Here is a 24895-nt window from a genome sequence, read left to right on the forward strand (position 1 = left end):
GGCCCATTCCCTCGTCCGGGCTTTTGGAGAGTCGGGCCCCCCAGGGGCTGATTTCGTGGTTTTTGTTGCCCCCGTTTCCTCTTTTTTGGGGGGGGGGGGGGGGTGGGGGATCGCTCCCCCACCCCGCCCCTTCCCGAATTGGGGGGTCTGCCCCCGAACCCCCGCTCCTCGAACGCCGGAGGGGCTGAAAGTGTGTCAGGCCAGATCGCGCCGCGCCGCGATCTTCGAGGACAGGCCGAAGATCTCGATGAAGCCCTGCGCCTTGGACTGGTCGAAGGTGTCGCCCGAGTCGTAGGTGGCGAGGTTGAAGTCGTAGAGCGACTGCTCGGACTTCCGGCCGGTGACGACCGCGCGGCCGGCGTGCATGGTCATCCGGATGTCACCGGTGACGTGCTGGTTGGCCTCGTTGATGAAGCCGTCCAGGGCGCGCTTGAGCGGGGAGAACCACAGGCCGTCGTAGACCATCTCGCCCCAGCGCTGCTCGACCTGCCGCTTGTAGCGGGCCAGCTCGCGCTCGACCGTGACGTTCTCCAGCTCCTGGTGCGCGGTGATCAGCGCGATCGCGCCGGGGGCCTCGTACACCTCACGGGACTTGATGCCCACGAGCCGGTCCTCGACCATGTCGATCCGGCCGATGCCCTGGGCTCCGGCCCGCTCGTTGAGCTGCTGGATCGCCTGGAGCACGGTGACGGGCTTGCCGTCGATGGCGACCGGGACGCCCTCCTTGAAGGAGATGACGACCTCGTCGGCCTCGCGCGGGGTGGCCGGGTTCTGCGTGTACTCGTAGATGTCCTCGATCGGCGCGTTCCAGATGTCCTCCAGGAAGCCCGTCTCGACGGCGCGCCCGAAGACGTTCTGGTCGATGGAGTACGGGGACTTCTTGGTGGTCGCGATCGGGAGGTTCTTCTCCTCGCAGAAGGCGATCGCCTTGTCGCGGGTCATCGCGTAGTCGCGGACCGGGGCGATGCACTTCAGGTCGGGGCCGAGCGCGGAGATGCCGGCCTCGAAGCGGACCTGGTCGTTGCCCTTGCCGGTGCAGCCGTGGGCGACGATGCCGGCGTCGTGCTTCTTGGCGGCGGCGACGAGGTGCTTGACGATCGTCGGCCGGGAGAGCGCCGAGACCAGCGGATAGCGGTCCATGTAGAGGGCGTTGGCCTTGATCGCCGGGAGGCAGTACTCCTCGGCGAACTCGTCCTTGGCGTCCGCGACCTCGGCTTCGACGGCGCCGCAGGCGAGCGCGCGCTTGCGGATGACGTCCAGGTCCTCGCCGCCCTGGCCGACGTCCACGGCAACGGCGATGACCTCGGCGCCCGTCTCCTCGGCGATCCAGCCGATGGCGACGGAGGTGTCCAGGCCGCCGGAGTAGGCGAGTACGACGCGCTCGGTCACGGGTTTCTCCTTACGGTGCAATCACTGATGGGTATAACTATGCAGCCCACCGTATGCTTTGTCAAAGTCCCTGGTGGGGAGCGTGCGCGGTCCCTAGGCTGTGTTCATGCGGAAGCCGATCCCCCTGTCCCCCACGCTGCTTCTCCCCCCACAGGACCGCCTCCTGCTCGGCAAGCCCCTGGCAGCGGCCCTGGACACGGCAGATCCCGAGGCATGGGTCGACCTCGACCGGCGTATCCCTTTGGCGACCGCCGGGCGGCGAGGAGTCAGGCCGCTGCGGTTCCTGATCGGGTACCGCTATGCCGACGGGAACGGGTCGGTCGACTGGTCCGCCGCCCCGCGCTGGGACGAGGAGGCCCACGACGTCACCTGGTCACGGTTCCCGCCCTCCGAGCCGGAAATCGCGATCGTCCTCTGCCACGACCGGTGGCAGGCACGCGAGGCAGCGCTGGCGTTCACCCGCGGGCGCCCGGCACTTCTGCCCCTGCTGCTCCTCCGCTGCGCCGACAGCCGGGCGCGGGTACGGGAACGGGCCCGCCGCCTGACGAGCGCGGCCCTTGACCTCGCGGGGGCGGAGGCATCGGACCTGGTGCCACTGGCCATGCGTCTGAGCCTGAGCCCGCACGGCGACTGGGCCCTGGAACGGGTGCTGGCCGCCGCGGGACCTCTGCCGGCCGCCCTGGCGGCCCGCCTCTGCGCGAGTCCGCTGTCGCGGGTGCGGCTCCAGGGGGTGCGGCTGTCCCTGGAACGGGGACTGCTCACTCCCGCCGGGATGACGGAGCTCGCCCTCACCGCCCCCGACCGGGCCGTCCGGCACGTGTGTACCGAGGCGCTGCTGGCCAGGGTCACGGCCGGTGATCCGGAGCGGCTGCTGGACCCCCTGCTCACCGCTTCCTCGTCCGTGGCGCGCTCCTCGGCGGTGACGGGACTGCACCGGGCGGGCCGTGGCCGGGAAGCCGTGGTCCACCTGACCGACCCATCGGCCGGAGTGCGTTCCGCCGCCCGCCTGGTCCTGGGGCTGGAGGGCGAGGACCCGCTCTCGCACTACCGTGCGCTGTGCGCCGATCCTGCCGCGCCCGGCCTGCCGCCGGGGGCGGTGTTCGGCCTGGCGGAGTCCGGAGCACCCGACGCGACGGCCTTGCTCCGGCCGCTGACGGCGCACCCGGAGGGCCGGGTCCGCGCTGCCGCACTCGCCGCGCTGCGCATGAGCAACGCGGTCTCCCCCGACGAGCTGATGGCCGCCATGGACGACCCGCACCCCCCGGTGGTACGCACCGCCCGCAAGGCGCTCGCCCCGTACGTCCTGCTCGTCCCGGAGGAGTGGCTGGCCTCCCTGGTGGCCCCCGGCCGCCCCCGGCACGTGCGGCGGGCCGGCCTCCACCTCCTCTGCGCCCACAGCCTCGGACTGCGCAAACGCGTACTGGCCGCACTGGAGGAGGACGACGACCCCGAGGTCGCCCACGAGGCGCAACGCGCCCGCTACTCGCCGCTGCCGCCCGCCGGTCCCGACAGCTGAAAGCCGCTGTCCGCACAGGTGCGGGACGGCGGATACTTCGCACCATGGGAAAAACGTATGAACGTATCGATGGACGGCTCAGGACCTTCATAGAAGAGCAGCACATCTTCTTCACCGCGACCGCCCCCCTCGACGCCGAGGGGACGGTCAACCTCTCCCCCAAGGGCGTGAGCGGATCGTTCGCCGTCGTCGACGAACGGACCGTGGCGTACCTGGACTTCGCCGGGAGCACCGCGGAGACCATCGCCCACCTCCGCGAGAACGGCCGTGTCACGCTGATGTGGTGCGCCTTCCAGGGGCCGCCGAACATCGTCCGGGTGCACGGCCGCGGGGAGCCGGTGTTCCGGGACGACCCCCGCTTCGCCGGGCTGCTGAGCCACTTCCCGGCCGTGGACCCGTCGGCGCACGGACTGCGGGCGATCATCGTGGTGACGGCGGAGCTGATCCGGGACTCGTGCGGGTTCGCGGTGCCGTACATGTCGTACGACGAGGACCGCTCGCTGCACGCCGACCGTTTCCGGCGCGACGACGACGCCAGCCTCAGCGCGTACTTCGAGAAGAAGCCGGACATCGCCACGAGCATCGACGGACTGCCGGGGCTTCCGCTGCCGCTGCCCCCGATGCCCGTGCCGCCCGCCGGGTGACCCGCTGGGCCGTACGGAGCAGGCGCGGCGGTGGGTCCGGCGCCGCGCCCGTACGGTCCGGAGCATGCGCAGACTTCTGGTGACGGGTTCGGTACTGCTGGCTCTGCTGGGCTCGGTCGCGGCCGGTGACCCCGGCCCGCTGCCCCTTCCGGAGCGGCTCGCCGACACCGGCGGCGGCTCCCAGCTGATCACCGCCGAAGCGCCGTCCGAGGACTCCACCACCGGCACCGTCACCTGGTGGGAGCGGCGGCGGGGCGGCTGGGTGGAGGCCGGGTCGGCACCGGCTCGCTTCGGGGCGAACGGGCTGACCGAGGGCGGGACGCGGACCCAGGGCACGAACACCACGCCCACCGGTCTGTACGACCTGCCGTACGCCTTCGGGATCGAGGCGGCCCCGGCCGGGACCCGCTACCCGTACCGCCGTGTCAACGACCGTTCCTGGTGGTGCCAGGACAACAGCGCCGACGCCTACAACCGGTGGGTGGAGCCGCGGCCCGCGGACTGCCGGGCCGCCGAGGCCGAGCATCTGGTCACGTACGGCACGCAGTACGCGCACGCGCTGGTCGTCGGATTCAACTACGAGCGGCCGGTGCGGGGCCGGGGCGCCGGGATCTTCCTCCACGTCAACGGCCGTGGCGCGACCGCCGGTTGCGTCTCCGTGCCGGCGGCCGCGATGAGCCGGATCCTGGCCTGGGCCGATCCGGCCCGCCGCCCCCACATCGCGATCGGGACGCGCTCGGGGCCGACGGCGATCACCCGCTACTAGGCGCTGTCAGCGGTCGTTCTGGGCGAGTCGCAGGAGGTGGTCGGCGAGGGCCTGGCCGCCCGCGGGGTCGCGGCTGATCAGCATCAGGGTGTCGTCGCCCGCGATGGTGCCGAGGATGTCGTGCAGTTCGGCCTGGTCGATGGCCGAGGCGAGGAACTGCGCCGCGCCCGGAGGCGTGCGCAGAACCACCAGATTGGCCGAGGCCTCCGCCGAGATGAGGAGTTCGGCCGAGAGCCTGCGCATCCGCTCCTCCTTGGCCGAGCCGCCCAGCGGTGCCTGCGGAGTACGGAAACCGCCCTCGCTGGGCACCGCGTAGATCAGCTCGCCACCGGTGTTACGGATCTTCACCGCGCCCAGCTCGTCCAGGTCGCGGGAGAGCGTCGCCTGAGTGACGCTCAGCCCGTCGTCGGCGAGGAGCTTGGCCAGCTGGCTCTGCGAGCGCACCGGCTGCCGGTTCAGGATGTCCACGATCCGGCGGTGGCGGGCCGTGCGGGTCTGCGGCACGGACGGCCCGCCGTGCTCGGTTTCCTGCGCCTCGGTCATCGTCGTCGCCTCATTCTCCGGAACGTCATGCTCCGGATTGTCCGTCCCCGTACGCCGCGTCGAGAGCACCCGGCAGGACCCGCAGGAACGCGTCCACCTCCGCGTCGCCGATGATCAGCGGTGGCATGAGCCGTACGACATCGGGGGCGGGCGCGTTGACCAGGAGTCCGGCTCCCTGGGCCGCCTGCTGCACCTTCGGTGCGAGGGGTCCGGTGAGCACGATACCCAGCAGCAGGCCGGAGCCGCGGACGTGGGAGACCAGTGGGTGGCCGAGGCCCTCCACACCGTCCCTGATCTTCTCGCCCAGACGCTTCACCTCGTCCAGGGCGCCGTCGGCGGCGAGCGTGTCCAGGACGGCCAGTCCGGCCGCGCAGGCGATCGGGTTGCCGCCGAACGTCGTGCCGTGGTGACCGGGCTTCAGCAGGTCGGCCGCCGAGCCGAAGGCCACGGTCGCGCCGATCGGCAGTCCGCCGCCGAGGCCCTTGGCGAGGGTGACGACGTCGGGCTCGACGCCCTGGTGGGCCTGGTGCTCGAACCAGTGGCCGCAGCGGCCGATGCCGGTCTGCACCTCGTCGAGCACGAGCAGGGTGCCGGTGGCCCGGGTGATCTCCCTGGCCGCTTCGAGATAGCCCTTGGGCGGGACGGCGACACCGATCTCGCCCTGGATGGGTTCGATGATCAGCAGAGCCGTGTCGGTGGTCACCGCGGCACGGAGGGCTTCGACGTCGCCGTACGGCACGTGCGTGACGTCACCGGGCAGGGGGACGAACGGCTCGCGCTTCTTGGCCTGGCCGGTGAGGGCGAGCGCGCCCATGGTCCGGCCGTGGAAGCCGCCCTCGGTGGCGACCATGTGCGTACGCCCGGTCAGCCGGCCGATCTTGAAGGCGGCTTCGTTGGCTTCGGCGCCGGAGTTGGAGAAGTAGACCCTGCCCGCCCGGCCGAGGAGCTGGAGCAGCCGCTCGGCCAGGGCGATGGGCGGTTCGGCGATGAAGAGGTTCGAGACGTGACCGAGGGAGGCGATCTGGGTGGAGACGGCCTCGACGACGGCGGGGTGGGCGTGTCCCAGCGCGTTCACCGCGATACCGCCGACGAAGTCGAGGTACTCGGTGCCTTCGGCGTCCCAGACGTGGGCGCCCGAGCCGCGGACCAGGGGCAGTTGGGGGGTGCCGTAGTTGTCCATCAGCGCGCCCTGCCAGCGCTGCGAGAGCTCCTCGTTGCTCATGACTCCCCCTGGGTGTCGGTCGGTGCGTCGGCCACGACCATCGTGCCGACTCCTTCGTCGGTGAAGATCTCCAGCAGGATCGAGTGCTGGACCCGGCCGTCGATGACACGGGCGGTCTCGACGCCGTTGCGTACGGCGTGGAGGCAGCCCTGCATCTTCGGGACCATGCCGCTGGACAGACTGGGCAGCAGCTTCTCCAGCTCGGTGGCGGTGAGCCGGCTGATCACGTCGTCGCTGTTGGGCCAGTCCTCGTACAGGCCCTCGACGTCGGTGAGGACCATCAGCGTCTCGGCGTTCAGCGCGGCGGCGAGTGCGGCGGCCGCGGTGTCCGCGTTGACGTTGTAGACGTGGTTGTCGTCGGCCGAGCGGGCGATGGAGGAGACGACCGGGATCCGGCCGTCGTCCAGGAGCGCCTGTATGGCGCCGGTGTCGATCGCGGTGATCTCGCCGACCCGGCCGATGTCGACGAGCTCACCGTCGATGGTGGGCCGGTGCTGGACGGCGGTGATGGTGTGGGCGTCCTCGCCGGTCATTCCGACGGCGAGCGGACCGTGCTGGTTGAGGAGACCGACCAGCTCGCGCTGGACCTGTCCGGCCAGCACCATCCGTACGACGTCCATCGCCTCGGGCGTGGTGACCCTCAGCCCGGCCTTGAACTCGCTGACCAGGCCCTGCTTGTCGAGCTGGGCGCTGATCTGCGGGCCGCCGCCGTGCACGACGACGGGCTTGAGACCGGCGTGCCGCAGGAAGACGACGTCCTGGGCGAAGGCCGCCTTCAGATCCTCGTCGATCATGGCGTTGCCGCCGAACTTGATGACGACGGTCCTGCCGTTGTGCCGGGTCAGCCAGGGCAGCGCCTCGATGAGGATCTGCGCCTTCGGCAGTGCGGTGTGCTTCCGCGCCGGCGTACTCATGAGCTGTACGCGCTGTTCTCGTGGACGTACTCCGCGGTCAGGTCGTTGGCCCAGATGACGGCCGACTCCGTTCCTTCGGAGAGGTCGGCGGTGATCCCGACTTCGCGGTACCGCATGTCGACCAGCTCCCGGTCCTCGCCCACACCGCCGTCCTTGCACACCCAGACGCCGTTGATGGCGACGTTCAGCCGGTCCGGGTCGAAGGCGGCCTTCGTCGTACCGATCGCGGAGAGGACGCGGCCCCAGTTGGGGTCCTCGCCGTGGATGGCGCACTTGAGGAGGTTGTTGCGCGCGATGCTCCGGCCGACCTCGACGGCGTCGTCCTCGGTCGCGGCGTTGATCACCTCGATGCGGATGTCCTTGGAGGCACCCTCGGCGTCGCCGATGAGCTGGCGGGCGAGGTCGGCGCAGACGGTCCGTACGGCTTCGGCGAACTCCTCCCGCGGCGGCGTGACGCCACCGGCCCCCGAGGCGAGCAGCAGCACGGTGTCGTTGGTCGACATGCAGCCGTCGGAGTCGACCCGGTCGAAGGTGGTGCGGGTGGCGTCGCGCAGTGCGGCGTCGAGCACGGGGGCCTCGACGTCGGCGTCGGTGGTGAGGACGACCAGCATCGTGGCGAGGCCGGGGGCGAGCATGCCTGCCCCCTTGGCCATACCGCCGACCGTCCAGCCGTCCCGCGTGGCCACGCTCGTCTTGTGGACGGTGTCGGTGGTCTTGATGGCGATGGCGGCCTTCTCGCCGCCGTGCTCGCTGAGGGCGGCCGCGGCCCGCTCGATGCCGGGCAGCAGCTTGTCCATGGGGAGCGGTGTGCCGATGAGCCCCGTCGAGGCCACCGCGATCTCGCCCGCGCTGTGGCCTTCGAGCACCTCGGCCGCCTTCTCGGCGGTGGCGTGGGTGTCCTGGAACCCCTTGGGACCCGTACAGGCGTTGGCGCCACCGGAGTTGAGGACGACGGCGGTGACCTCTCCGCCCTTGAGCACCTGCTCCGACCAGAGGACGGGGGCGGCCTTGACGCGGTTGGAGGTGAAGACGCCCGCGGCGGCGCGACGCGGCCCGTGGTTGACCACGAGGGCCAGGTCCGGTTGGCCGCTCTCCTTGATTCCGGCGGCGATACCCGCCGCCGAGAATCCCTGTGCTGCCGTGACGCTCACGGTGCGACTCCGATCGTGGAAAGACCTGTGTCCTCGGAAAGCCCGAGGGCGATGTTCATGCTCTGTACGGCGCCGCCCGCGGTGCCTTTGGCGAGGTTGTCGATGGCGCTGATCACGATGATCCGGCCCGCGGCCTCGTCGTGGGCGACCTGGATCTGTACGGCGTTGGAACCGTGGACGGACGCTGTGGCTGGCCACTGGCCCTCGGGGAGCAGGTCCACGAACGGCTCGTCCGCGAACGCCTTCTCGTACGCCGTACGCAGCGTCTCGGCGTTCACGCCCGGCTTCGCCTTCGCGCTGCACGTGGCGAGCATGCCGCGGGGCATGGGGGCGAGGGTCGGCGTGAAGGAGACGGTCACCGGCTCTCCGGCGGCGGCGCTGAGGTTCTGGATCATCTCGGGGGTGTGCCGGTGCGCTCCGCCGACGCCGTACGGAGACATGTTGCCCATCACCTCGGAACCCAGGAGGTGGGGCTTGAGCGCCTTGCCCGCTCCGGAGGTGCCGGATGCGGCGACGATCACGGCCTCGGGCTCGGCGAGTCCGGCCGCGTACGCGGGGAAGAGCGCGAGGGAGACGGCGGTCGGGTAGCAGCCGGGCACCGCGATGCGCTTGGAGCCCTCCAGCGCGGCCCGGCCGCCGGGCAGCTCGGGCAGCCCGTAAGGCCAGGTACCGGCGTGCGGCGACCCGTAGAACCTCTCCCAGTCGGCGGCGTCCTTCAGCCGAAAGTCGGCGCCCATGTCGACGACGAGCACCTCGTCGCCCAGCTGCTCGGCGACGGCCGCGGACTGGCCGTGCGGCAGGGCGAGGAAGACGACGTCGTGCCCGGCGAGGACCTCTGCGGTGGTCGGCTGGAGCACCCGGCCGGCGAGCGGCCGCAGGTGCGGCTGGAGGGGCCCGAGCTGCTGCCCCGCGTTGGAATGTGCGGTGAGGGCCCCGATCTCGACCTGCGGGTGCACCAGCAGGAGACGGAGCAGCTCGCCGCCCGCATATCCGCTCGCCCCTGCTACCGCTGCGCGTACCACCATCGAAATCCTCCTCGTTGATGGCATGACTATACGCAGCGCTGCACTTTTATGCAAAGATCTCGCTCGGGTGCGCGTTCCCGAGTTGTGACTGAGCGGCCGAGTTGGCCCTTTAGCACTTGAGTTGGCCCGGCTGAGCGTTGGTGTTGGCACGCAGGGTAACGGTTAGTGCGCTGACCTGCTGGGACTTCGAGAGAAGCCGTACGGGAAGCGGCGCAGCGCGCTGTTCTGGGGGCATGACGGTTACGGTCTACGCTCCGGAGATCGAATCACGCCCGATTTGGGCGCACAGCTGCGTCCTGGATGACCTCGTCGTGCCGTACTCCATCGATCCGGCGGTGGTGGAGAGGCTGGACACAGAGTCCGGGTGGGCCCGCCGGTGGACAGCGAGGTGGAAGACCGTGCAGGCGGAGGTCATCTGCCCGGTCCAAGAGCTGGCCAGTGTCCCGGCCATTGCGTCGGTGCCAGTTCGCGGGTTCACCTGGCGGGCGGGTCAGCGACACCGTCCCGGACTGCAGTACCTGCTGGCCACGGGGCGGATGCATGGCTTCGAGAGCCTGGCCGAGCGGAATCTGCTGCTTGCCCTGGACTTCGCCGGCGAGGTGGTCGAGGTGTTGTCGCAACCGTTCAAGCTGCGGTTCACGACTGCGGACGGCAGTGAGGATCACACGCCGGACTTCCTGGTGCTCTTGCCCGATACGGCTGTGCTGATCGATGTCCGACCCGGTCACTTGGTCAAGGACAGGGATTTGGTGAAGTTCGCCGCAACAAAGTGGGCAGCTGCTGCGGTGGGGTGGCACTACCTGGTGGCGTCCGGCTGGCGCCGCCAGGTCCTGACCAGCCTTGATGCGCTGTCCGCACGGAGACGCCCGATGTCCGACCGCCTCGGGCTTCAGGGAGAACTGCTGGGGTCGGTACGGGAACGTCCTCGGCGGTTCGGAGAGCTGGCGGAGGAGACGTCGCTGCCTGCGGTGGCTCGCGTACATGCGCTTCACCTTCTCTGGCACCGCCAACTGGCGATGGACCTAACCCAGCCGCTGGACGATGCCACATGGATCTATCCCGTGGGGAGGGCCTAATGGACGGTGGGCGGCAGCGGCCTCGGCACGAGGATCTTGAAGAACACGATCTGACGCGGGCCCGGATTCGGATGGCGCATCTGCTGGAGGTGGAGACGGGCTATCGCAGTGGTAGTCGGTCCTGGGCCAGGCCCGGTGAGCCCAGGACTGAGTACGACCCGGAGCGGACCACGCTGACCGAGCGGCGACGCGCGAAAGTGGCCGAGTTGAAAGGGCTGGATCGCCAGGAGGCCAAGCAGTTGGGGCTGGAGTGGATCAGTGAGCGCACGCTGAAACGTATGGCCGCTCAGTACGACGAGAACGGGTTGATGGGGCTGGCGGACGGAAGGTGGACGCCACCCCTGCGAGGCCGCCGGGCGATCGGGGACGAAGTCGCCGAGGCAATCCGTGCCGTTCACGCCGAGTCGCTGCATCGCTCGAAGCTGAGCATGAAGACGAAGGAAAGGCTGATCCACCAGTACGTGCGGGAGAAGTTCGAGACCGAGGGCAAGAAGGTGGAGGTACCGCACTACACCACGCTGGCGAAAGTGTGGAAGGAGTGGTTCGGCGCCGACGGGGCCCGGCAGCGATACATCCGCTCCGCAGCAGCGGTGGAGACGGGGAAGGCGAAGGTGGTGATCGTCAGGCCGGGGCAGGTGGTCGCACTGGACACCACGCCGCTGCCGGTGAAGGTGCTCGACGACGTCTTCGGCGCCCCGATCTCCGTCCATCTCACCCTGGCCCTGGACACCTACTCGCATTCGCTGGTCGCCTTCCGTCTAACGCCGGTGTCTGACTCGACGGTGGAGGTGGCGATGCTGCTGAGGGATGTGCTGTTGCCGCTACCGATGCGCCCTGACTGGGGCGAGGAGATGGAGTGGCCCTACCCCGGTGTCCCGGCCGCCTTGGTGGCCGAGTTCGCTGGCCACCGGGTGGCTGGCCTGCCGTTCTTCGCTCCGGAGACGGTGACCAGCGATCACGGCAGCGTTTACAAGAATCATCAGATCGTCCAGGTCGCGCGCACGTTGCGGATGGAGCTGTTGCCGGCCCGTGCGATGCGTCCGACCGACAAGGCTGCCTGCGAACGCGCCTTCGCGGGGATCCAGTCGCTGCTTCTGGAACTGTTGCTCGGGTTCCGCGGCGTCGATGTCGCTGACCGGGGAGTCGACCCGGAGGAGGACGCGGTCTGGACGCTGGCGGAAATAGAACACCTGTTGGCAACCTGGGTTGTCGCAGTGTGGCAAAACCGGAGACTTGATCAGTATTCGCCTGCTTGGGACCCGGGCGGGCGACACAGCCCGAACACGCTCTTCGCCGCTGCGGCGGCCCGCGACGGGATCAGTCTGGAGATCCCCGAGCCGAGTCTGTACTACGAGCTTCTGCCCGCACACTTCGTAAAGATCGACCGCCGTCGTGGGGTAAAGATCGGCGGACTCTGGTACGGCGGCACCGACCCGATTCTGGACCCCTATCGCGGCCAGCGCTCCGGCCGCAGCGGACGCCACGAGGGCAAGTGGGCCATCAATCGCGATCCGCGGGACTGCCGCGAGGTCTACTTCGAGGACCCCGAGCACCCGGGGCTTTGGCATGCCCTGAGTTGGAACGGCCTGCCTCCGGGAGACGACGTCCCGGCCTTCTCTGATACACGCGTACGTGAAGTGCTGCGCGAGGCAGCCCGCGCCGGCCTCAAGCCGCGCGACGATGGTGAACTGCTGCCCGTGCTGCTGAAGTTGGTTGCCGCGCGCACGCCGGTTGCGGAATGGCCCACCCAGATGACCGCCAAGCAGAGGAGCGAGCAGGCCCGCGAGATGGCACGAGCCCGCGCAGCCTTGTCCGACCGGGCGCCGATCCCGTTGAGCGCCCTGCCTCCGCCCGCCCCACCCGCCGAGCTGGCCGCCACCACTCGGCGAGCCGTCACTGCGGACCGACAGCGGCGCCGCGAGGCCGCTGTCTCGCAGCCGCCGACAGCGCCTCCTCTGCTGGGTGAGTCCCTGCGGGCCCGCAACCTGTTCCTGCTGCCCGACGAGGACGTCGACCAGGCCGATGAGCCAGGCTCGGGGAACACATGAGTGCCCCGAGTAGCGGAACATCTGTCCCTTTCGTCCTGCCAGGGCCTCTGCCGATGCGGGATACGGTCGCCGGCTGGGAGCGCTGGCGCAGCACTCGCCACGACTTCGTGCCCGCACCTCGGTTAAGTCCGGCTGAATGGCGACTACTGAGCCCGAGGAAGAAGACGTTGCACGATCTGCACCGCGCGGCTACGCACGCCAATCTCCCGTTGCTTCAGACCCCGATGACCAAAGCCGTCACCAAGTTGCTGCACGGACGGGTCATGACTAATGCGCTCAAACACAAGCCGACCACCCGGGCCGGAGTCATGGTCACGGGAGGGGGATACCAGGGCAAAACAGAGACGGGGTGCGAGATCCTCGCGACCTTCGAGGACACCTGGCTGGAACTGCGGAGCCATCTCAATCCAGATGCCGTCGCCGGGGCCCGCGACCTGCACATTCCTGTTGCCTATGTGCAAACCCCGGTGACGGCGAAGCCGAAGAGCCTTTGCAAGGCCATCCTGAACTTCTACGGCGCCCCGATCCATCCGCGCATGGACCTTCCCGAGCTGATCCGGCAGGTCGCTGCTTCCCTGCATGACCATGGAACGAGGGCGCTTTTACTGGACGACATTACGAGGCTCCGTCTCCATCGAGCCGACGATCAGGACACGCTCGACCTGATCCGGGCCTTCATGAGCATGCACGTCACCCTCGTCCTCATCGGAGTGGACATCCCCGGCTCAGGCCTGCTCAGAGAAGGTCGGCATGATCCCCGCACAGGCCAGGTGATCTTCCCCTCCGCCCGGCCGGCCAAGGTTCACGGACTGGAAGCGACACAGACGGAGCGGCGCTTCGACCTCGTTGAACTTGATCACTTCCGCTACGACACCGACGAACAGATCAATGCCTGGATCGACCACCTCGCCGGCGTCGAAGCCCAGCTCAGGCTGATGAAGGCCCCCTCCGGCATGCTTACCGGGGGACGCATGCCCGAGTACCTCTTCGAGCGCACCAACGGCGTAGTCGGCTTGCTGGAACGGCTGATCGAAGACGGTTGCCAGGAAGCCATCGATTCGAGTGAGGAGTGCTTGACCGAGAGCCTCCTCGAAGGCATCGCCGTCACCGTCGACGGGGACACCGCCCGTGATCCCAGAGCTGGAGAAATCCCCGCTGTCCCGTCGGTCAAGAGCGGACCTGCCGCTGGTCCTCGCTCGGCCAAGCGTAAGCGCCCCAGAAACACCGTGCTCGACGATCACGGCCCGGCGGCCGCAGGCACCGGAAGCTGAATACGCCAGTGCATCCCCTTCCCCGAAGCCTTGATCCGTTGCCTGACGAGTCCCTGCCCGGTTACCTACTGCGGCTGTCCTTCAGGCTCGGCATGACCCCCGGTGAGCTCGGGCGCACCATTGGCCTGGTGTCGGCAAGCGGCAGCTATCTCCCGCGCCGACTCGTTCTGGATTTCCCCGGTCTGTCCATCAACGAGTTCACCCGAGCCACCCGGCTTTCGCGCGATGAGGCCAGGCTCCTCACACTGAGCACGTGGCGTCGCAACTACCCCCCGATCCAGCGCTGGTTGCCGCCGCTGCACGGTCACGCTCCACAGATCGACAAATGGATTCTGGGGGGACGTGACCGCTACTGCTCCCAGTGCCTGGCTGGAGATGAAAGCCCAATCCAGCGTGAGTACGGCGGCCCCTGGAAGAAGGAAATGGCACCTTGGAATCGTCTTCGCCTGTCCACAGCACGAGTGCTTCCTCGGCCGCGACTGTCCCCAGGGTGGGCCGGCCACCGGACTATGACCGAGCACCAAGACTGATCCCCTTCGACGGCTTTCGCGGCCTCCATCCCACCGCATGCCGCTATCCGTTACCCGCTACCGCTCGAAAACTCAGACGACCTCCTTGCCGGGCACAACTCGACCAGGCCCCCGCCCCTGTCGTGCGTCCTCCTCACCGACTACAGGCACTGCAACAACATCTCCTCAGCCTCCTCAAAACCCAAGACGACGCCCACGAAGTCCGCGAGTATTTCAGTGATCTGCATCTACTCGCCGCATTGATCACCATCTCGTGGCCCAATAGTCTCCGTCGAGTCGACCCCGCATTCGCCCCGGCTATCGACATCGAGGTCAATGCCCGGAAGGCCCTTGGCGGCGTACGCGCCCACGACACTCCCCCTGTCGACCCTATTGCCTGCGGTGCGATCCTCGACGCTGCCCACTCCTTGCTGCAGATCGACAGTCTGGATGATGTTCTTGCTGAATTCTTCGATTCGACCTTCACCGGCACTCCGGCCCGCGCGGGATGGGCTCAGATCTTTACCAAGTACGAAATATCCTGCTCAGAACGTTTGCGTACTGCCGCAGCACCCCTCATCCGCACCTACTCCCCCTCTCCTGGATGGACCGCCCCTCACCCCACCGGTTACCGGGCTGAAAACATTCCGGCCCACCTGGAGCCGGACTGGTATGCCCGCCACTTCCAGAAAATTGATGGCCCAACCGATCACAAGATCCTCCGGCGGATCGCCGCCATCCAACTCGTCCAATGGGCCACTCAAGCGTCAACTTCCGAAGCCGCCCGCTACCTCGGAATCGACGCCGAGAAGGCGCTTTACACCGAAGACAACATTCACATCTGGTTGAAATCCACTCGTGAAGTACAGGACTTCAAGACCGCCCTAAGCGGCCTAGCTGCAGAACTCAGCAGCCGAGCCGACGGACTCATCGACTATCAGTACCGTCGCGAAGCACTCCGAAACTGGGCTCTCGACTCAAGTACTTGGCAGGAACTGACCAGTCGACTGGAGTCTCCGCAAGGCAAGCAACCCGTCATCGATGACCGCAAGCGCCAGGACGCGTCCGTGTTCATCTGGGTCCATGTAACGCGTGGTGAGCATCTGTTCGCCCCTCGCCTCATCGAAGCCGAGCAACCAGTGGGCATCCAGCAGGACTGGGCAAGGCGCCGGAACACCACATGGTTTCAGCTCACCCGCCCCGACCCAATACGCCACTACGCTGACCTACGGAAAATACTCAGCGACCACGCTCGTCAGCTCGCCGCAGACATCGAGGCAGGGACCATTCCCACTCGGGCGAAGTAGCCGCTCGCTTCGCGGGCGGCTGACGGCCCATTACACGGCGGAGCATCACGTCGACCGCTTCCCGGTCGGTCAGCGCTATCGGGTCATCCTTGATGCCGTCCTGCAGACCCGTCGGTCCATCTGCTACCGCCGCAGTGCGGCAACCGCCCTTATACATGACCAAAGGGCATCGAGTGTAGCTTTCCTGCGGGGAGGAGCGATCTGGAGCCGTCCAGATGTCACCCCAGTGTGGCGCGGGTTAGCGCCCGACGGACCTCAGCGGTTATTGCCGCGTCTTCCGGACGAGCAGCGGCCGTCAGGGTCCGGTAAACCTCGGCGAGCTCGGTGATGCCATGTTCGTCACCCAGGTCGAGGAGCAGTTGACCGACATGGAAGCGGACCTCTAGCAGCAGACGGTCGTCGGGTGACCGGGACCGCAGCTCGTCCGCGAGGGCCGAGAGAGCCTTGAGGGCCTCCTCCTGGTAGCCGAGGTGCCTCTGGCACCTTGCGAGACCGAAACGGCACCGTACCGCGTCTTCGAAGTGCTCCGGACCGAGATCTGCCAGGTCTTGTGCGAGGCGGGCGTACGTCGGCATGGCTTGTGCAATGAGCCCCTCTTCGAAGAGTGCTTGCGCGCGTGTGATCCGCACGGCAGTAGGAAGCATCTCAAGCGCCGGACCGTCTGGGGCAGAGAGTGGGGAAAACGAGCGGGAGGAGGCGGGCGGGCACGTGGCGGGCGGCTCGTGCGGCGACTCGAGCCGTCTCCGGAATTCGCCGGCGGTAGCCGGACGGTCGCTCGCTCGCTTCGCCAGTCCGGCCATAATTACGGCCTCCAGCGCCGGGGAGACATCGGGACACAGCAGACTAACCGGCTCCGGCGTTTGGTACCGATGGCAGTGCATGACCCGGGCAACGTTTGCATCGCCGAAGGGCGGTATACCGGTGAGCAGTTCGTAGAGCACGCAGGCCAGGGAGTACAGGTCGCTGCGTGGATGGACATCGCGTCCCTCACACTGTTCAGGCGACATGTAGGCGACGGTGCCCAGGACCCTGTTGTTCTGGGTCAGCCGTGTCTGATCCGTCCTGAACACCTTGGCCACACCGAAATCCAGCACCACCACTCGGTGATGGTCGGTCAACATGATGTTGGCGGGCTTGAGGTCCCGGTGGATGACGGGGATCGCGTGGGTGTGTTCGAGGACGTCGCAGATCTGGACGGCCAGGGACACGACCTCGTCCTCGGGTAAACGGTGTCCGTCCGCGATGACCTGGGTGAGGTCCCGCCCGAGGACGTGCTCCATCACCAGGTAGGCATCGCTTGCGACGGAATCCACGCGCGCGTCGAGGAATGCCGGGATGCCCGGGTGCTTCCAACGCGCCAGCAGGTCGGCCTCAAGTGTGAAGCGCTGGATCAGCTCCTCGGGGTGACGGGGATCGAGAAGTTCCCGATGGATGCCTTTGACGGCCACCGCTCGCCGTGATCGGCGGTCGTACGCCAGCCAGACGTCTCCCATGGCGCCACGGCCGAGTCGTCGGCTCAGCTCGTAGCGCTCGTCAAGGACGTGCCCATCACTCCACACCAGGACCGTCGCCCGACGCTTCCATATCCGCCAGCAGCTCGCTGGCGAGATCGGCCAATGTTCCTTCGCCAGGCAGGTACCACCGCGTCGTACCCTGCACCGCCGCGGGCTGTTCGACCCACTCGGCTCTCTCCCAGATCCGCAGCACCAGTCCGGACGGCGAGTAGCGTTGGCCGTCCAGTGCCCAGATCAGGGGCTTGCGGGCGTCGTTGACCCAGGTGGCCAGGTACCGCTCAGGACCCCCGCTGAGCCATTCGCTCACGGCGTCCCGCTCCGTGACAGTGCCGGGACGGTAGATCAGCTGGGTCCCCTCGTCGATGAGGCGGTGCTGGACTAGGAGCGGCACGGTGTTGGGACGACGTCCACGGTTCGGACGCGGCGGCGCGACAAGTTTTCTCCCAGCGCCGTGCCGCAGGGTCTGTAGAACGTCCGAAATGAGGTGTCGGCAAGTCTGCTCGTCGCGCAAGATCCGGGTGAGGAAGGCGTGCTGCCCGTAACGAGCGGCCAGCTGGTCTGTCAGGGCAACGAGGATCTCGACTGTCCGCTTCACGGCGTCCTGGGCCCGTGCTTCCCAGTCGTCTCCCGGCTCATCGATTCCGTCGCCACCGATCAACTGGAAGACCACGTGGGCGACCAACAGCTCGGCTCGGTCGGCGAGCACACGCTCGCGTCCTTCAAGGCTGCCGGCCAGGACCGCTAGCTCGTCTCGGACCTGACGCAACAAGTTGACGGATCGCCAGATCTGCAATGCTCCGGGCCGGTTGTCGAACAGTCTGGAGTAGAAGCCGCCCGAGCCGCGGCGCCACAGGACATCGCCATCCGCCTGGTACCGGGCGAGCAGAGCGGCATCGGGGTAGGCACACGTGAGGGCGAGCGCCGCCTCGGCCATGGTGCACCCTGCGGCAGGTGACGGCTCCGGGCCGCCACGCTTGAGAACGTACAACTTGCCCAGCGACAGGGCGAGGTCCTGACGGATGAGCTCCTGCTGGGGATCCAGAGCGGCGAAGTCCCGTGCTTCCACGTGGTTCTGCGTGTTGGTCGCTCGTGTAATCCGCTGCGCCAGGTCGTCCGGGGCCCCGTTCAGGCAGATGAGGCGGACCCCGACGAGCGCTTCGGCGACCGCCTGCGGCTCCTGTTCGTGGGCCTGACGGACAGCAGCCACCGTCTGCGCGCCGTTTACAACTCGTGCGTTGCCCAACTCCAACCGAACCGGCTGACCTTGAGCGCGTCGGGCGACATACGTGGTCTGGATCGAGTCACACAACACCGTGATGCCGTTGTTGAGGTACCAGAACTCCTGGGGGGCGCTTAGCAGGCTGTCGACCATGGTCGCGTTGACGTCGGTCGCACCCAGCGCGAAGCGCACGTTCTGGTCAAAGAGCCGCGTGCCGTGCTGCTCGTACCACCCGGCCAGCTCCTCGGCGCTCATCGTGCCGAGGTACGTCTGATAGGGGGTCGAGTTCAGATGCCAGCCGTCCGACAACGTGGCGATGACCCTTACAGGCTCGGGCAGGGACTCCCTTCGTACGATGGTGTGGAAGTCGCGGACGCCCAGGATCCGGAAATCCAGCAGCTCCCCGAACCGGTTGAACTCCCTCACGCGTTCGTGCAACAGGTCGTCTGACTCAAGCGAGAGGCCTTCGTCGCCCAGGGCGGCGAAAACCAGGTGGACCCGAAGAGTTGCCTCGCTAAGCAACGCGTCGATCTTGGGGACCAGCCGTTGGAACCTCGCGTTGAACTGCTCGTACCGGAAGTCGAAGAGGTGCTGGACACCCTGGAGCAACTGCTGGACGGCGACGCTGTCCAGCCGGGCGGTGGCCTGCTCGCTCCACTTGGCCTGGACCAGCCAGATCTCCGTAGTCGCGGGCGAGACGAACACGGCGTCGAAACCCTGGTCGTCCACTCCGTCTACGACCGCAGCAGCTGCCTCCGTTGCCGTACAGTCCGCGATCACCTGCACCGCCTTCGCGGCCAGGGTCCGGGAGAGAAAGACCCTCTCGCGCTGTGCCGGGGATCCTGTCATGACGTCGTCCATGTCGAGCAGGCCGACGAACTCCCGTACCAGGGCGGCACGGATCTGCTGGACCTCCAGGGGAACACCGCGAAGGGCCTCAGTCCCGTGTTCCATGGCGTGCTCCTTCTGGAACGGTTCGGCTCCGCGCGGGGCGCTCCTCGGCTCCGCGCGGCCAGCACACTAGCTGACGTACTCCACGATCAAGGGGCTCGCAACCAGACATCCTCCGTCGGTACCCGTCGCGGGCAGCAGGGCACTCACCCGGGCATAGCCGATCATGAGTGCGGAGGTGCTGACCTCGGCACTCTGCGTGTCAAGGGCTGTAAGGAGCTCGCGAACGCCAGCCCGGGACAGGGATGGGGCCGGTCCGGGCGAAGTGAAGTCGTCCTGAGCGTCGGGGCCGAGCTCACTCTGGTCGCGGGTCAGTGCAGCAAGGAGGTGTCCGGCCTGCGTGATGAAGAGCGTACCGGCGCTGTGACCTCCGCCTTCTAGGTCCGTCAGCGCGGGTCCGTCGATCTGGACGGGGGGACGGCCGCTCAGATGACGAGCCGACCCGTGGAGCAGCAGGCGACGGGTGACGCCAGCTTCGGGAGGGCTGGGGGCCGGGTCTACGAACAGCACGAGGTCCTGGTACCTGCCGCGGAGCGTGATCCAGCTCAGCGGGGCCTCGAACTGCACCCAGTGGCCGGGAGCAAGCTCAGGCTCCAGGTGTGAGGGCGCGCGCCGCTCCAGGTCCCTCTCCACCCGTTTGAGGTGGCGTAACAGGTCCCGGTCGAGGTCCGTCGCGGGGCTCTCCACATTGATCCCAGCCATCGATACGCCGGCGTGCAGTTTGATGGTGGGAAGGGCCAGCCGGGGCTCCGGCAGGAACCCGCTCAGCTTGCCCTCGGACAAATAGATGACCTCACGCACTGGCGTTGCCCCCCGCTGTTCCGCTTGTCGGTCTGTCAGTCACCCAACCACGCACTCATCTTGCCATCGCGCACCGACAGCGGCCTCATCGTTGAGACGACATCTAAGGGGCCGAGCGGAGCATGTTGGGGTTGTCTCGTCCACCAGGTACACGGATGGTGACTACCTGGCAGGGCTCGTGCTCACCCTCGCGTTGGACCTTTTCAATCCAGATGCTCTCGAAGAGGTTTATGGCGCCCTCGGCCCCAACCGTCTTGTCCAGGACGAGCAGGATCGCGAAGGAGACGTTGGTGTTCTGGTACTCGGCGGCCTGCGCGACGTAGCGTCGCAGGCCAGCTTCACGGGCGTCGTCCTCTTCGATCTTGCACTCAACGTTGAACTGAACGGTCCCGAAAGAGACCAGGATGTCGACGCGTCCCCCGCCCCGGTCGATCACCTCCGAGTTGACGACGCGGAACAGCGCGGACACTGCGAGGACTTCGCGGTAGTGCTGGTGGAAAAGAGCTTCGTCGACCTTCTGCTTCTTGTTGTCCTTGTCCCGCAGGCGCAGGTACTCAGTGAAGGAGCCGCCCATCTTTCTGCCGATGTCGTAGCACAGGAAGGCATAGCGGACGGTCGCTTCGACGAGCAAGCTGAACGGGTCTGCGACGTCGGGCAGCCAGTCACGGGATTCCTTCAACTGGCTGATCAGGCGGGCCATGAGACGGCCGTACTTGGCGTCAGCAACAGTTGCTAGGACGTCCTCATGGCTGCGAAGCGCCAGTTCCAGCTGATCAAGGATGTGTGCGGGAGTCTCTTCAACGAACGTGGCGAAGTCCGCAGGGGGGATGTGGTGGGCTAGCAGATGCCAGCGTCGGGCTTTTCCCCGATCACCTGCCTCGACGGCTGCGGCTGGCGCTTGTGGGCTGGTGGAGCGTCGACACAGGGCAGCATGGAGCTGTCGGGCCGCAGGATCGTCGCGTAGGTCTTCGTCGTGCGTCAGCGCATATTGGAGGAACCGAAGCCGGTTCTCCTGGCGAAGGAACGCATCCTCGATGACAGGGGCCACCATGGTCCCCACCACCGCGGCGGTGGCGGTATCGGTGACGACGGTGACGGTGTGGTGGGCGGTGTAGGCACGCAGGAGCGCGGTCAGGATGCCGTGGCCCTCCGCAAACCACGGGTCGTCATCATCGAGGTGGTCGGCGGCCGCCTCCAACAGGAGGGTGAGTTCTGCCCAAGCGGCGATGTCGTCATGGCGTGAGGTCGCCCAAGCCGGGGTGTGAGTGCGGTGCTGCCAGGACCGGTAGCGCTGGAATGCCGTGCGTAGAGCGGATGCGGCTGCCGGGACGCGGGCCGAGGCATCTGGGGCGGAGAGGCCAAGGACGGCGTCTACAGCGGCATGGTAGAGCTGGGCGTCGAGGCGGTCGGGGTCCAAGGCGATCAGTTCGGCCAGGCGCCGCCGGACCTGTACCAAGTCCGCGGCCATGGTGGAGTAGCCGTCGAGCTCAAGAGCTTGGCGCAGGTCGGTAAGAGCGAGCTCGAAGGCGGCGTCGCGGCAGGTGTGGTCCAGTGCAAGGCAGCGTTCGAGGGCGTCACGGAGCCCGGCTGTGGGGTGGTGGGCGTCAAGGACACCCAGCAGCCGCGGTAGCCGAGCAGCGAAAGGCTCGGGCAGGGCGGCTGCGTCTTCGGTCGCCTCGTCCAAGGCGCCCAGCAACTGGGCGGGACGCGTGACTCCCGCGAGGGTGAGCTGCACGAGGCAGTCGGCGGCCTCCGCGCCGATGAGGGCGGCTGCGAGGTCGTCTCCGGCATCTTGGGCGGCGTTGAGGCGGGCGAGCATGGCGCGAGTAAGAGGCGTGCCGAGGCTTCGAGCGAGGGCGGGACGGGCGGTCAGTGCGTCAGCAGCGGTTGCGAAGGCGGCGTGGTTGTCCTGTCTACGCATGCCGCTGATGACGGCATCGCACAGGGGGGCAGCGTCCTCACCGCCGGCCTGCTGCAGATAGTGCGCAGTTGCCTGGATGAGATAGGGCAGGAAAGGGCTGGTCGCCAGGTGGTCGGCAGCAGCGGTGACCGCGTCCATGCCGCCGAGGTCGTGCACCGTGGGGCCGGCTCGCCGTTGCGCGGGGGTGGCGCGTGCGGCCCACTCGGCCAGACGCTCATCGACAGCGTGCACAGAGCCGCCCCCTCTCACATCACGTTCTTGTCTTGGCTCAACGGCTGGTTCCCTGTCTGTGCATGAGCACTAGAACAGCTGACGGTCTTCAGGACCCGTCACGATACGGTCGCTGGGAAAGATCTCCCACAGTGCCTCCTCGATCGATGTGATCACGATCTGCATGCCGGGAACAGTGGTCGCCGTCTCGTAGAGAGTCTCCAGAACCAGGCGGGCGTCACCGGGAACGAGTTCCTCCGCAGTGGGTGCGTCGATGAGCAGCAGCCCTGGGTGGGACATGATGCCGTGCTTGCGCCCGATCGTGATCATTCCGACCACTGCGGCGATCCGCATGCGGAGCCGCTCGGTGGGGCTAAAGTCTTCGAACTTGCGCGGCGCGCCGGACTTCTTGGCGTTGACGCGTCCGCTCAGGTCGAGACTGACACTCGTGAGGTTGGTGACGCCGAGCTTGCGCGCGATGCGGACGATCTCTTCGTTGAGTTCTTTGAACAGGGCGCGGCTGTGCTCAGCCACGACTTGTTTCAGCACCTTGGTGGCGGCGGCGAGGACGAACATGTCGGGGTCCTCAACCTGGCCGGTGGCTGCGGTGTTCTCTGCGGAGACGAAGTTACCGACTGCGGCTGGGAGCTCGGCGTGGGTGCCCGTGGCCACGGCGAGAGCTCCCTCGATCTGGTAGACCTCCCGCCGGGCGGCTTCCAGGGTGGCGTACCAGTCGCCCGAACGAGCGGCAATCAGTCGGTGCTGGGCCTGATCATGGGCGGCACGGCTGGCCTCAAGGACTGATCCGGCAGCCTGCACGGCCTCTCGCGCTTGGTCCTCCGCCGTGCGGGAGGCGTTTTCCCGATCGACTAGGCGTTGCATCGCGGCTGCCTGGGCCTCGGGGTCTTCCTCAAGTTCCGGCAGTTGGTGTGCACAGACGGCGCAGCGGTGTTCGGAGTCCTCCTGTGCTCGCCGCTTGTCGTCGATCTCGCGGTCGCAGCGTGGGCAGGCTTCCGGGTCCAGGGCTCCGAGCAACAGTCTCGCAGCCATGCTCTGACGAGAGCGACGCGAATTTCGCGCGTCCTTGAGTCGGGCTTTGTGAGCGATGGCCAGTTGCTCTTCGGCCTGTTGGTGCGTGGCTTGGTGCCGGGCGACCTGCTGGGCGGCGGCATCGGCGTCAGCGAGAAGCCCCGTGAGGTCCGGCTGTCCGGCCTCCAGTCTGGACAGCCGCTCCTTCGCCTGGTTCAGCGCTTCGCGCAGGGGTTCAGTCTGTGCGGTGCGCGCCAGCGCATCCTCCTTGGCGCGGCGTTGAAAGTGGCGGCCCTCCTGGCCCTCTTTCTTCTCTTCAGCGGTGACGCGGGTGAGTTCGGAGGCGTAGGGGACGTCGAGAAAGATCTGCAGAAGTCGGGCGGGGAGCTGGCCCCAGTGGGTGGGGCCCAGCAAGTTAGTGTCATGGCCGGAGTTGAGAGTGATGGCGTAGGAGAAGCTCGACCAGCGGTGGACCTGCTCGGCGCTATCCCGATTGCCGTCGGCGTCCTTGGGGGCGCCAGCCTTGGCCTTCCACACGGAGACGGGGCGCAGGCCGAGACGGTCGAGCATGAAGCGGTCGATGAGTTCACCAACGCCATCGGGGCCTGCCGACGCTGCTCTGCGGACGCCTGGTCCGTCCTCCTCACGGCCGTCCAGGGCGAGGAGTTGATCGATAGTGTCGGCGGTGAGCAGTTCGGCTCTGGGGCGGGCGGGCTTGTCGAACGTGAGACGGATCGACGCGGCGACGCCGGCGACCTCGACATCCGCCCGGACGTAGGAGAACCAGCCCTCAGTCTCGGCGCGCCGGAAGTCCTTGAGTCCTTCGCCTCGCAGGGCGAAGCTCAGGGCCCACAGCAAGCTGGACTTGCCCGCGGAGTTGTTGCGGCTGGCGATCACCCACGGGCCCGAGCCGAGCGGGATGTCGATGGTGAAGGGGCCGTCGTTGCCCTCCGTTCCTTCTTTGGTGCCCTCGCAGTACAGCCGTCGTACGCGCAACTCTCGACGGGCGGGCAGCGGGCTGGTGAGCCTGACATCGTGTGCCGTCAGTACTGCCCGCGCTCGCTCGGCGTCCATGTCCGGCACCATCGCCGCGATCCTCGCGTACAGCTCGCTCTCCTGCGGGACAGGCAGGCTCTCGGCATTCATGCGGCACTCCCCTGGTCTCTGGCGGCGCGCAGCTGCGCGAGTCGGGTGCGGGCACGCCCGGCAATAGAGGGGATGACCTCGTTCAACGGCGTTTCGGCGTAGTCGCGCTGCAGGTACTGCCGACGGCGGAGCGCCAGCGCGGAGTGCCCCGTCCCCTCGGCGAGGGCCTTCACCAGCAAGGCCCGGTCGGTGTACCACTGCAGCTCAGCAAACCGCTCGGCGGCTTCTTCAGCCACCGAACGGCCTTTGGCTGTGAGGTAGTAGTTGTCCTGCAGAACGCGATGGACGGTGCGCCGCTGAGTGACGATCAGCAGCCGAGGGGCGACTAGAACGCTCAGCGCCCGGTCCAAGGCCTCGAACGCCCCAAAAAGGTAGCGAAGCATCGGGATGGCGTAGATTTCCGGCTCGTCCGAATCTAGGATATTCCCGGCCAGGTCGAGAAGGATGGACTCCCCACTGCGCTCATAGTCGTTGAGGAGCTCGTCCGCCAGATAATCCGGGTTCCGCAGCCAGAAGTCGAGCTTCTGTAGTCGCCCCTCGGCGTGCAGCACTGCGACTGCGCCTTTCGGTGCAGACACCTTGGCAGCATCGTCCAGGTCCTCAGCCACTGCTGCTATCAGGAGAAGAAGCCGGACCGCATCCGAGAACCGGTCTGCCTCATAGTCCTCATCCATTCACACACCGTAGTGACGCCCGTCACGCGAGATCAATAAGTCGGGAACG

The 24895-nt window shown here is 67.5% G+C and carries 20 protein-coding genes; 8 read left to right on the forward strand and 12 right to left on the reverse strand.

Annotated features, from left to right (window positions below; genetic code table 11):
* Positions 1 to 195 precede the first annotated feature (195 nt).
* Positions 196 to 1389, reverse strand: a complete 1194-nt coding sequence (locus AC07FA_RS21420; protein WP_479077470.1) for an argininosuccinate synthase — start codon at positions 1387 to 1389, stop codon at positions 196 to 198.
* Positions 1390 to 1495: 106 nt separating this feature from the next.
* On the opposite strand from AC07FA_RS21420, the gene AC07FA_RS21425 reads away from it, so the two are divergent.
* The 3 genes from AC07FA_RS21425 to AC07FA_RS21435 all read left to right on the forward strand — a co-directional run bounded on the left by AC07FA_RS21425 (position 1496) and on the right by AC07FA_RS21435 (position 4315).
* Positions 1496 to 2905: a HEAT repeat domain-containing protein gene (locus tag AC07FA_RS21425; protein ID WP_479077472.1), complete on the forward strand. Its 1410-nt coding sequence runs from the start codon at positions 1496 to 1498 to the stop codon at positions 2903 to 2905.
* A 44-nt stretch (positions 2906 to 2949) separates the two neighbouring features.
* A complete protein-coding gene (locus AC07FA_RS21430; protein ID WP_479077473.1) occupies positions 2950 to 3549 on the forward strand; it encodes a pyridoxamine 5'-phosphate oxidase family protein in 600 nt (199 codons plus the stop codon).
* Between the two features lie 64 nt (positions 3550 to 3613).
* Entirely contained in the window at positions 3614 to 4315 is a 702-nt protein-coding gene (locus AC07FA_RS21435; RefSeq protein ID WP_479077474.1) for a L,D-transpeptidase family protein, read from the forward strand.
* A 6-nt stretch (positions 4316 to 4321) separates the two neighbouring features.
* Here AC07FA_RS21435 and AC07FA_RS21440 read toward each other — a convergent pair whose 3' ends face one another.
* The 5 genes from AC07FA_RS21440 to argC are packed head-to-tail and all read right to left on the reverse strand — an operon-like array spanning position 4322 to position 9170.
* Positions 4322 to 4858 carry an arginine repressor gene (locus AC07FA_RS21440; protein WP_018515284.1) on the reverse strand — a complete coding sequence of 179 codons (537 nt, stop codon included), beginning with the start codon at positions 4856 to 4858 and terminating at the stop codon, positions 4322 to 4324.
* A 25-nt stretch (positions 4859 to 4883) separates the two neighbouring features.
* Positions 4884 to 6080 carry an acetylornithine transaminase gene (locus tag AC07FA_RS21445; protein ID WP_479077476.1) on the reverse strand — a complete coding sequence of 399 codons (1197 nt, stop codon included), beginning with the start codon at positions 6078 to 6080 and terminating at the stop codon, positions 4884 to 4886.
* On the reverse strand, positions 6077 to 6994 hold the full coding sequence (argB, locus tag AC07FA_RS21450; RefSeq protein WP_479077478.1) for an acetylglutamate kinase: 918 nt from the start codon (positions 6992 to 6994) through the stop codon (positions 6077 to 6079). Before argB ends, AC07FA_RS21445 begins: the two co-directional genes overlap by 4 nt.
* Positions 6991 to 8145 carry a bifunctional glutamate N-acetyltransferase/amino-acid acetyltransferase ArgJ gene (gene argJ, locus AC07FA_RS21455; protein ID WP_479077479.1) on the reverse strand — a complete coding sequence of 385 codons (1155 nt, stop codon included), beginning with the start codon at positions 8143 to 8145 and terminating at the stop codon, positions 6991 to 6993. The genes argB and argJ overlap by 4 nt, the downstream gene beginning before the upstream one ends.
* Positions 8142 to 9170: an N-acetyl-gamma-glutamyl-phosphate reductase gene (gene argC / locus AC07FA_RS21460; protein WP_479077480.1), complete on the reverse strand. Its 1029-nt coding sequence runs from the start codon at positions 9168 to 9170 to the stop codon at positions 8142 to 8144. Before argC ends, argJ begins: the two co-directional genes overlap by 4 nt.
* 233 nt (positions 9171 to 9403) lie before the next feature.
* Here argC and AC07FA_RS21465 point away from each other — a divergent pair, with 233 nt between their 5' ends.
* From AC07FA_RS21465 to AC07FA_RS21485, 5 genes are all read left to right on the forward strand, one after another.
* Positions 9404 to 10246, forward strand: a complete 843-nt coding sequence (locus AC07FA_RS21465) for a TnsA-like heteromeric transposase endonuclease subunit (RefSeq protein WP_479077481.1) — start codon at positions 9404 to 9406, stop codon at positions 10244 to 10246.
* 71 nt (positions 10247 to 10317) lie between these two features.
* A complete protein-coding gene (locus tag AC07FA_RS21470; protein WP_354382624.1) occupies positions 10318 to 12294 on the forward strand; it encodes a transposase in 1977 nt (658 codons plus the stop codon).
* Between the two features lie 167 nt (positions 12295 to 12461).
* A complete protein-coding gene (locus AC07FA_RS21475; protein ID WP_479077483.1) occupies positions 12462 to 13565 on the forward strand; it encodes a TniB family NTP-binding protein in 1104 nt (367 codons plus the stop codon).
* An 8-nt stretch (positions 13566 to 13573) separates the two neighbouring features.
* A complete protein-coding gene (locus AC07FA_RS21480; protein ID WP_479077484.1) occupies positions 13574 to 14095 on the forward strand; it encodes a TniQ family protein in 522 nt (173 codons plus the stop codon).
* Between the two features lie 239 nt (positions 14096 to 14334).
* Positions 14335 to 15381: a hypothetical protein gene (locus AC07FA_RS21485; protein ID WP_479077485.1), complete on the forward strand. Its 1047-nt coding sequence runs from the start codon at positions 14335 to 14337 to the stop codon at positions 15379 to 15381.
* 218 nt (positions 15382 to 15599) lie between these two features.
* Here AC07FA_RS21485 and AC07FA_RS21490 read toward each other — a convergent pair whose 3' ends face one another.
* The 6 genes from AC07FA_RS21490 to AC07FA_RS21515 all read right to left on the reverse strand — a co-directional run bounded on the left by AC07FA_RS21490 (position 15600) and on the right by AC07FA_RS21515 (position 24846).
* Positions 15600 to 16940: a serine/threonine-protein kinase gene (locus AC07FA_RS21490; protein WP_354382621.1), complete on the reverse strand. Its 1341-nt coding sequence runs from the start codon at positions 16938 to 16940 to the stop codon at positions 15600 to 15602.
* Positions 16930 to 19068 carry an AIPR family protein gene (locus tag AC07FA_RS21495; RefSeq protein ID WP_479077487.1) on the reverse strand — a complete coding sequence of 713 codons (2139 nt, stop codon included), beginning with the start codon at positions 19066 to 19068 and terminating at the stop codon, positions 16930 to 16932. Before AC07FA_RS21495 ends, AC07FA_RS21490 begins: the two co-directional genes overlap by 11 nt.
* 66 nt (positions 19069 to 19134) lie before the next feature.
* Positions 19135 to 19866, reverse strand: coding sequence for an SAVMC3_10250 family protein (locus AC07FA_RS21500; protein ID WP_354382619.1), 732 nt, complete (start codon positions 19864 to 19866; stop codon positions 19135 to 19137).
* Positions 19867 to 19969: 103 nt separating this feature from the next.
* The gene (locus tag AC07FA_RS21505; protein ID WP_479077489.1) at positions 19970 to 22018 is read right to left on the reverse strand and encodes a hypothetical protein; all 2049 of its coding nucleotides are present in this window, start codon (positions 22016 to 22018) and stop codon (positions 19970 to 19972) included.
* 69 nt (positions 22019 to 22087) lie between these two features.
* On the reverse strand, positions 22088 to 24172 hold the full coding sequence (locus AC07FA_RS21510; RefSeq protein WP_479077490.1) for an ATP-binding protein: 2085 nt from the start codon (positions 24170 to 24172) through the stop codon (positions 22088 to 22090).
* A complete protein-coding gene (locus AC07FA_RS21515) occupies positions 24169 to 24846 on the reverse strand; it encodes a hypothetical protein (protein ID WP_479077491.1) in 678 nt (225 codons plus the stop codon). The genes AC07FA_RS21510 and AC07FA_RS21515 overlap by 4 nt, the downstream gene beginning before the upstream one ends.
* Between the last annotated feature and the right edge of the window lie 49 nt (positions 24847 to 24895).

The organism is Streptomyces sp. NPDC045968, from assembly GCF_056430475.1.

Bases quoted from the DNA above. Each gene is read 5' to 3' on its own strand.
- argC (WP_479077480.1), bottom strand. From the start codon at position 9,170: ATGGTGGTACGCGCAGCGGTAGCAGGGGCGAGCGGATATGCGGGCGGC.
- AC07FA_RS21440 (WP_018515284.1), bottom strand. From the start codon at position 4,858: ATGACCGAGGCGCAGGAAACCGAGCACGGCGGGCCGTCCGTGCCGCAG.
- AC07FA_RS21470 (WP_354382624.1), top strand. From the start codon at position 10,318: ATGGCGCATCTGCTGGAGGTGGAGACGGGCTATCGCAGTGGTAGTCGG.
- argB (WP_479077478.1), bottom strand. From the start codon at position 6,994: ATGAGTACGCCGGCGCGGAAGCACACCGCACTGCCGAAGGCGCAGATC.
- AC07FA_RS21510 (WP_479077490.1), bottom strand. From the start codon at position 24,172: ATGAATGCCGAGAGCCTGCCTGTCCCGCAGGAGAGCGAGCTGTACGCG.
- AC07FA_RS21430 (WP_479077473.1), top strand. From the start codon at position 2,950: ATGGGAAAAACGTATGAACGTATCGATGGACGGCTCAGGACCTTCATA.
- AC07FA_RS21435 (WP_479077474.1), top strand. From the start codon at position 3,614: ATGCGCAGACTTCTGGTGACGGGTTCGGTACTGCTGGCTCTGCTGGGC.
- AC07FA_RS21445 (WP_479077476.1), bottom strand. From the start codon at position 6,080: ATGAGCAACGAGGAGCTCTCGCAGCGCTGGCAGGGCGCGCTGATGGAC.
- AC07FA_RS21465 (WP_479077481.1), top strand. From the start codon at position 9,404: ATGACGGTTACGGTCTACGCTCCGGAGATCGAATCACGCCCGATTTGG.
- AC07FA_RS21515 (WP_479077491.1), bottom strand. From the start codon at position 24,846: ATGGATGAGGACTATGAGGCAGACCGGTTCTCGGATGCGGTCCGGCTT.
- AC07FA_RS21425 (WP_479077472.1), top strand. From the start codon at position 1,496: ATGCGGAAGCCGATCCCCCTGTCCCCCACGCTGCTTCTCCCCCCACAG.
- AC07FA_RS21495 (WP_479077487.1), bottom strand. From the start codon at position 19,068: ATGGAACACGGGACTGAGGCCCTTCGCGGTGTTCCCCTGGAGGTCCAG.